This is a genomic window from Streptomyces sp. HSW2009 (assembly GCF_040240285.1).
In the GTDB taxonomy this organism is placed as follows: Bacteria; Actinomycetota; Actinomycetes; order Streptomycetales; family Streptomycetaceae; genus Streptomyces.
In genome coordinates this window covers 1-7,057 of sequence record NZ_JBEHZD010000430.1, presented here as the reverse complement: position 1 = coordinate 7,057, position 7,057 = coordinate 1, and the positions used below count along the sequence as shown (strand labels likewise).

6 protein-coding genes are annotated in these 7,057 nt (G+C 70.1%); 1 reads left to right on the top strand and 5 read right to left on the bottom strand.

Features of this window, described 5'->3' with window-relative positions; genetic code table 11:
• From AAHZ94_RS25325 to AAHZ94_RS25305, 5 genes are all read right to left on the bottom strand, one after another.
• The coding region (locus tag AAHZ94_RS25325; protein WP_349995487.1) for a hypothetical protein at window positions 1–1,364 on the bottom strand (1,364 nt) is incomplete at its 3' end.
• Between the two features lie 178 nt (window positions 1,365–1,542).
• The gene (locus AAHZ94_RS25320) at window positions 1,543–1,686 is read right to left on the bottom strand and encodes a DUF6760 family protein (RefSeq protein ID WP_349995485.1); all 144 of its coding nucleotides are present in this window, start codon (window positions 1,684–1,686) and stop codon (window positions 1,543–1,545) included.
• Window positions 1,683–2,165 carry a hypothetical protein gene (locus AAHZ94_RS25315; RefSeq protein ID WP_349995483.1) on the bottom strand — a complete coding sequence of 161 codons (483 nt, stop codon included), beginning with the start codon at window positions 2,163–2,165 and terminating at the stop codon, window positions 1,683–1,685. The genes AAHZ94_RS25320 and AAHZ94_RS25315 overlap by 4 nt, the downstream gene beginning before the upstream one ends.
• Complete coding sequence (locus AAHZ94_RS25310; RefSeq protein WP_176160556.1) at window positions 2,165–2,608, bottom strand: phage tail protein; 444 nt, start codon at window positions 2,606–2,608, stop codon at window positions 2,165–2,167. Before AAHZ94_RS25310 ends, AAHZ94_RS25315 begins: the two co-directional genes overlap by 1 nt.
• A 51-nt stretch (window positions 2,609–2,659) precedes the next feature.
• Complete coding sequence (locus AAHZ94_RS25305) at window positions 2,660–4,222, bottom strand: phage tail sheath family protein (RefSeq protein WP_349995482.1); 1,563 nt, start codon at window positions 4,220–4,222, stop codon at window positions 2,660–2,662.
• Window positions 4,223–4,503: 281 nt separating this feature from the next.
• Here AAHZ94_RS25305 and AAHZ94_RS25300 point away from each other — a divergent pair.
• A partial coding sequence (locus AAHZ94_RS25300; protein ID WP_502964776.1) for a phage tail protein occupies window positions 4,504–7,057 on the top strand: 2,554 nt, incomplete at its 3' end.

Here is a 7,057-nt window from a genome sequence, read left to right as displayed (position 1 = left end):
GGGGGGGGGCGGGCGGGGGCGCGGGGGGGGCGGGCCGCGGCCGGCGCCGCCCCTGCCGGCTCCGACCACTGCACCGGTACCGCCTCCGCCGCGGCGTCCTGCGGATCGTCACCCAGCGCCTCCCGCACCGGCGCGGAGAACACCGGCACCGAGCGCTGTGCCACGAGCGGCGCCACGACCGGGTGCACCCGGCCCGCCGCGGCCGGCGCAAGCAGCGGAGTGCCGTCGGCCGCGGCCGGCCGCACGGGAACCGACGCCCGCTGTACGGCACGTGGCACCGGCCCCGCGCCCACACCCGGCGCCGCCGGGCCCTCCGCGACCTGCCGTTGTACCGCGGCCGGCGCCCCCGCATCCACCAGCCGCGCGCTCCCGTACGGTGCGCCGACCGGAGGCCCGTCGGCCCGGGTGGGTGGAGACGGGGGGAGCGGGGCCGGTTGTTCCGCCTGGGGCAGGCGGGCGACCAGGGGTGCGTCAGCGAGCAGCGGCCGGTCCGGCGACCCTGCTGGCGACGGCTCATCGGAGGCGGCAACGGTGGCGGCGGTGGACTCGGGTGTCGGCGGGGGAGCGGCGGACTCCGGCGCGTCCGTGGGATCGGTCCCGGCACCGGCGGTCGGTTCGTCCGCGGGTGGGCCGGGCGGCGGGGGCCCCGCGCTGGTACTGGCCGCCGGCGTGCGCTGCGCGGTGGGCGGCAGGCCGGCCAGCGGCGCCCCGAGCCCCACGCCCTGTACGCCCGCAGCCGCCCCGGGGCCCGCAGCCGTCCCGGGAGTCCGACCGGCGGCGGCACCGTCGGCCGGCCCGGCACGCCACACCGACCGCTGTACGGCGGCCGAGCCCGCGCCCCGCACGGCCGTCGGCCCCGGGCCGCCGTCGGCACTGACCGACGGGCCCGCCGGATGCGCGTCGCCCCCGGCCGTCGCCCGCGCTCCACCCGACACGTCCCGTACCTCCAGTACCTCCCGTACGTCCCCCAGCTCCCGCAGCAAGGCGGTCTCCAGCGGGCGCGCCGACGTCAGCGGCTCGGTGGCCAGCCGCTGGAGCGCCGCCGACGGCCCGGGCGGGTGGGTGGCTCCGGTCGCGAAGTGCCGTACGGAGGTGGTGGGTTGGCCGGTCGGCGAAGTGGCCGAGGGAGGCGTGGTCGGCAGGGCCGGAGGGTCGGGTGTGGCAGCAGGGTGGGTGCCGCTGAGCTCGCCGGTTTCGCTGGGTTCGGCCAGGCCGTGGCCGAGGCCGGCCGGCGCGTCGGGGCTGACGATATGGCCGAGCGTCGAGGTGAGCGAGGTGTCCTGCCAGGTGCCGAGCGAGGCGTGGAAGGGCTCCGGGTCGGTCAGCAGGGGCGCCGCGCCCACCGTCCGTTGCAGCGGGGGCACCTCCCGCCAGGGCTGGCCCCCGCGGCCCGTCGCAGCGGAGTCCGCGGGCCCGTCGGAAGCCGACGGATCGGCGGCGGCACCGACCGCCGTTCCCTGGTCAGGTGCGGCCCGGCCCCGGCCGGACAGCCACGCCCGCAATCCCCTCAACGACCCGCCCTCCCCGTTCGTGGCCCGCGGCTCACTGCCCGTTCAACCGGGCGATCTGGTCGACGTAGCGCAACCGGTCCGCATGCTCCAGATCAAGGATCTGATCGAGCGACCAGTGGAAGTGGTAGGCGAGGTACGCGACTTCCTCGTGGATGCGGTCCGTCGCGTACGTCACGATTCCCCCAGGCGACCACCGCCGGCGAGGTCCACCGCGAACGTGTCCCGGCACGACGGGCAGGTCACCGAGGCCCTGGTGTGCCCCTCGGAGTTGATCCTGCGGTAGAAGTCCTGGAGGAACGCCAGGTCAGAGGCGAACAGGTCCTCCACGATCCCGGTGTGGACATCCTCGATCGTGCCGAGCTTGACCAGCACCCGGGAGATCAACACCACCGACAGGTAGGCCCGGCTCTCCCGCACCCGGTCGTCCCGCAGCGGCACCAACTCGTCCCGCGCGGTCGCAAGCCGCATCACACCCGCCCGGTGCACGGTGCCCGACTCGTCCACGTACCCGCGCGGCAACTCGAACCCGAACTCCGTACGCAGCCGCTCGCCCCGCCCCCCGTCGCACCCCGCGCCCTGCCCGTCGGCCGGCCGCTCGTCGGAAGCCGCGGCGTCCGCCGGCGGCAACGTCGGCATGCTGGTCCGCCTGCGCATCACTCGACTTCAATGCTCTCGAAGGTGATGGCGAGCTTCTCCGTCAACACCGAGGTGTCGCCCGCCTTGAGCGCGCTGATCTCCAGCGTCTTGGGCCACGCATTGATCAGCTTGTACCGCTTGATCGGAATGCCCTCGTAGTCGTAGACGATGATCGAGCCGTTGCGGCGGGCGTTGTTCATCCGGCCGAAGCGCGAATCGGTGATCCACCGCTCGAAACTGTTGTCCTCGGTCAGCCCGCGGGTGACGGTCACCTCACCGGCCTTGGGCCGCCCGGGAAGCTTCTTGATCGCGTATTTGCCGTCGGCGGTGTTCTGCTTCAACTCGATGACGTCCTGCTCCATCTTCAACCCGGTGACCTCGGTGATCTGCCGGATCAGCACGCTGTCGAATTCCAGGCCGAAGGAATGCCCGACGGAACTGTCGAGATCGGGCAGCGGCATAGCAGCCTCCTTGAATCAGTGGGTGGCGGTCCAGGGCCTGACCCGGCCAGATCACTCGTCGACCGCGCCGGAACCGCTGGAGAGCTGGGCGAGCCGGAAGACCACGAACTCCGCGGGCTTGACCGGCGCCACCCCGACCTCGCAGATCACCTGACCGGCGTCGATGCTCTCCGGCGGGTTGGTCTCCCGGTCGCACTTGACGTAGAACGCCTCCTGCGGAGTCAGCCCGAAGAGCGCACCCTTGCGCCACTCATTGACCAGGAACGCCGAGATCGTCCGCCGTACCCGGGCCCACAGCGCATCGTCATTGGGCTCGAACACCACCCACTGGGTGCCGGCCAGGATCGACTCCTCCAAATAGTTGAAGAGCCGCCGTACGTTCAGATAGCGCCAGGCCGGGTCGCTGGCCAGGGTCCGCGCGCCCCACACCCGCATGCCGCGGCCGGGGAAGGCCCGGATGCAGTTCACGCCGATCGGATTCAGCAGATCGTGCTCGCCCTTGGTGATCTGCGTCTGGAGCGCCACCGCACCCCGCACCACCTCGTTGGCCGGCGCCTTGTGCACCCCGCGCGAGGCGTCGTTACGGGCCCAGATGCCGGCGACGTGCCCGCTGGGCGGCACGAACGCATTGCGCCCGACGGCCGGGTCGAACACCTTGACCCACGGGTAGTACAAGGTGGCGTACTTCGAGTCGAATCCCGTCGTCTCCACCCGCCAGGTCTTGGCCTGCTGCGGGCTCAACCCCGGCGGCGGATCGAGCAGCGCAATCCGATCGCCCATCAGCTCACAGTGCGCGATCAGACCCTGCTGGACCGCGATCACCGTCTCCAGATCGAGCACGCGCCGCTGGTAGGCGCTCATCAGATCGGGGACGGCGACCATCGTGACGTCCTCGACGGCCTCCAGACCGCCGAAGCCGGTCCGCTGGTCCGCATCGCCCACGTACGACTCGGCCGACACCTCCTGCGGCGCCACGTCGGCGCCGCCGCCCGCCGGCACGGCCAGCGTGACCGACTGCGGCTCGGGCCGCGGCGGCGCCGCACCCTTGCCGGGCTCCTCCAGAGCGATCAGCCGGGAGCGCGCCGTCACCTGGGTGGCGACGTTCTCCTTGCTGCGCTTGGTGGTCACCATCGGGTACGTCTCGGCGACCTTGCCGTCGTGCCGCACGGTCAGCTTGAACACGTCCTGCGGCGGATCTTCCGCCTCCGCGTCGCTGACCTCGACCTTCACCTCACCGGTGACACCCGGCAGGGTCCGTACGACATAGGGCCCGAGCCGTGCGTGCGGGGCGCCGTCCGCCACGTCGGGGGAGGCGCCGTCGGCCGGCTCCGGGACCTGGTCGGCCCGCGGCCCACCGATGCGGATGACGTAGCAGACGCCGCCACCGTTGGCGAAGTACCCGTAGACGGAGGTCGCCAGGTACGTACCCGCCACGAAATCGCCGAAGACCGTGACGAACTGGGTCCAGTTCGTCACCAGCGTCGGCTCGTTGAAGGGGCCCTTCTGGGCGAACCCGATGAAGGCGGCGACCGAGGTCCCCACACCCTCGATGGGGCGTGACCCGGACTCCACCTCTTCGACGTAGACGCCCGGGGACAGGTACGGCGACGGCATACCACTCTCCTTGGCCGGGGAAACGAGAGCGATTCTGCTCAGCCAATCGATCAACGGGAAAGGACTTCGGGCTACCCGGCGTGCCGTCCGGGTTGCCCCAAGGTGCAGCCGCCCGATCGTCGACCGGACACCGCGGGGTGCCCGGCGACGTTCCCCGGTCGCCCTGGGAAGTACGGTGCCCTGCGCGCACCCTGGACGATCAAGTCACCTGTGTATACAGGGAGTTGACGAATCGGGGGCGGACCATGCGCACACCATCCGGGCGGTAGCCAGGTGCCGCCGTGAAGAGCACCCCCGACACGCCCGCCACCACGCGAGGGCGCCCGCCCGCCGCGGGACCCGCCACCGCCCAGCGCAGCGCCGCGGTGCGCGAACCCACGGCCGAGCCGGCGGCGGGGGCCGTCGCCGAGACGTCCCGGGCCACCCGGGCCACCCGGGACGCACTGGCCGGCGGCCGGGCGCCGGTAGCGGGAGGTCGCGGCCTCGACCGGCGCGCCGTACAGCGGCTGCAACGCGCCGCGGGGAACGCGGCGGTCTCCCGGCTGGTCGCCCAGCGGTACGCGGCGCCGGTGAAGCCGTCCCCGGCGCAGGCGCCGGGCTTCCGTCGGGTCAAGGCCGACGTCGGCACCAAGAAGCAGGCGATCAAACAGCACCAGCCCGCGACGACGGAGTCGAAATCCGCGCAGGACGCGGCGGTGGCGCCGCCGGATGACAAGGAAGCCCAGGGCAAGGCGGCCCAGGCCGAGAAGATGAATGCGGCCGAGCCGGGCGAGTTCAACAAACAGGCATTCATCGACGCGGTCAACAAGGCCATTGCCGCACAGGCGCCGAAAAACCTGAACGAGGCCGACAAGTTCGCCGACTCCGGCAAGGCCGACCAGGTCAAGGAACAGGTCGACGGCAAGGTCACCGACGGCAAGAAGACCTCGGCCAAGGACATCGAAAGCACCACCAAGGCCGCCCCCGACACCTCGAAGGCCAAGACCAAAAAGGTCACCCCGATGACGGCGGACAAGCCGCCGGGGAACCCGGGCGCGCCCAGCGCGGCGGACGCGGTGCCGGACAAGCAGCCGCCGGCGGTGACGGACTTCTCCGCAGGTCCCAAGGCCAACGACGCGGCGATGGCCGATGCGGAGGTCACCGAGGAACAACTCGCCAAGGGCAATGAACCGCAGTTCAACGAGGCGCTGAGCGAGAAGAAGAAGGCGGAGGCGCATGCGGCGAAGGCCGGGCCGCAGGGCCGACAGGCCGAGAACCAGGAACTGACGGACGCGAAGGCGGGCGCCGCGGCGGCCGGGGCGAGTGCGATGGCCTCGCTGACCGCGACCCGAACCCAGGCCGGTCAGCAGGTCGACGGCGGCAAGGGCGAGACGAAGTCGAAGGACGAGAAGAAGCGCGAAGAGGTCACGGCCAAGCTCCAGAAGGTCTTCGACGCGGCGAAGAAGGACGTCGAATCCACGCTGACCGGCCTGGACAAGAAGGTGGACGACCAGTTCGCCCAGGGCGAGAAGGCGGCCAGGGACGCGTTCACCGAAGACCACAAGCGCCGCATGAAGAAGTACAAGGACAAGCGCTATTCGGGCTTCCGCGGCAAGCTGCGCTGGGTCAAGGACAAGTTCAAGGGCCTTCCCCAGGAGGGCCTGAACATCTTCCAGGAGTCGCGCAAGCTCTACGTCTCGAAGATGCAGACCGTCATCTCCTCCATCGCCGACACGATCGGCACCGAACTCGGCAGGGCCAAGGCCCGCATCAAACAGGGCCGTACGGAGTTGAGGGCGGAGGTAGACAAGCTCCCGCAGGACCTGAAGCAGTACGGCCAGGAGGCGGCCAAGGACTTCGAGGGAAAGTTCGAGGACCTGGAAGCCAAGGTCAACGAGAAGTCCGACGAACTCGTCCAGACCCTGGCCCAGAAGTACACGGAGGCGCTCAGCAAGGTCGATGAGGAGATCAAGAAGCTCCAGGACGAGAACAAGGGCCTGATCGCGAAGGCGAAGGACGCGATCGTCGGGGCCATCAAGACCATCCTGGAACTGAAGAACCTCCTGATGGGCATCCTCGCCAAGGCCGCATCCGCCATTGGCAAGATCATCAAGGACCCCATCGGCTTCCTGGGCAACCTGGTCAAGGCCGTCAGCGCCGGCCTCAACCTCTTCACGTCCAACATCCTGGACCACCTGAAAAAGGGCCTGGTCGCCTGGCTCCTCGGCACCGCCACCAAAGAAGGCATCGAGATCCCGGCCAAGTTCGACATGAAGGGCATCATCCAGCTAGTCGCCTCCATGCTCGGCCTCACCTGGGACAACCTCCGCGCCCGCATCGTCGCGAAGGGGGTGCCCGAGCCGGCGATGGAGAAGGTCGAGCAGTCGGTACCGGTGGCGGGGGCGCTGTCGCGCGAGGGCCCGGCCGGTGCGATGGACGAAATCCAGGCCGACACGGGTGACCTGAAGACCAAGATTCTGGATGACCTGAAGTCTTATTTGGTGCCGACGGTCATTATTGCGGGCATCTCGTGGATTGTTTCACTGCTGACACCGGCTTCGGCTTTCGTGCGGGCGGTTAAGGGCATCATCGACATTGTTACTTTCATTGTTAATCAGGGTGCGCAGATTGTTGAGTTTGTTAATGCGGTGCTTGATGCGGTGATTGCTATTGCGGGTGGGGGCAGTGCTGGGGTTCCGAAGATGGTTGAGGCCGCGTTGGCGGCGAGCATTCCGTTGCTGATTGGGTTCCTGGCTGCGCTGGTGGGGGTTGGTGGGTTGGCCAACAAGGTGAAGAGCGTGCTGCGGGCGGCGGGGCGGCCGGTTAAGCGGGCTATTGACAAGTTGGTGGGGGTGA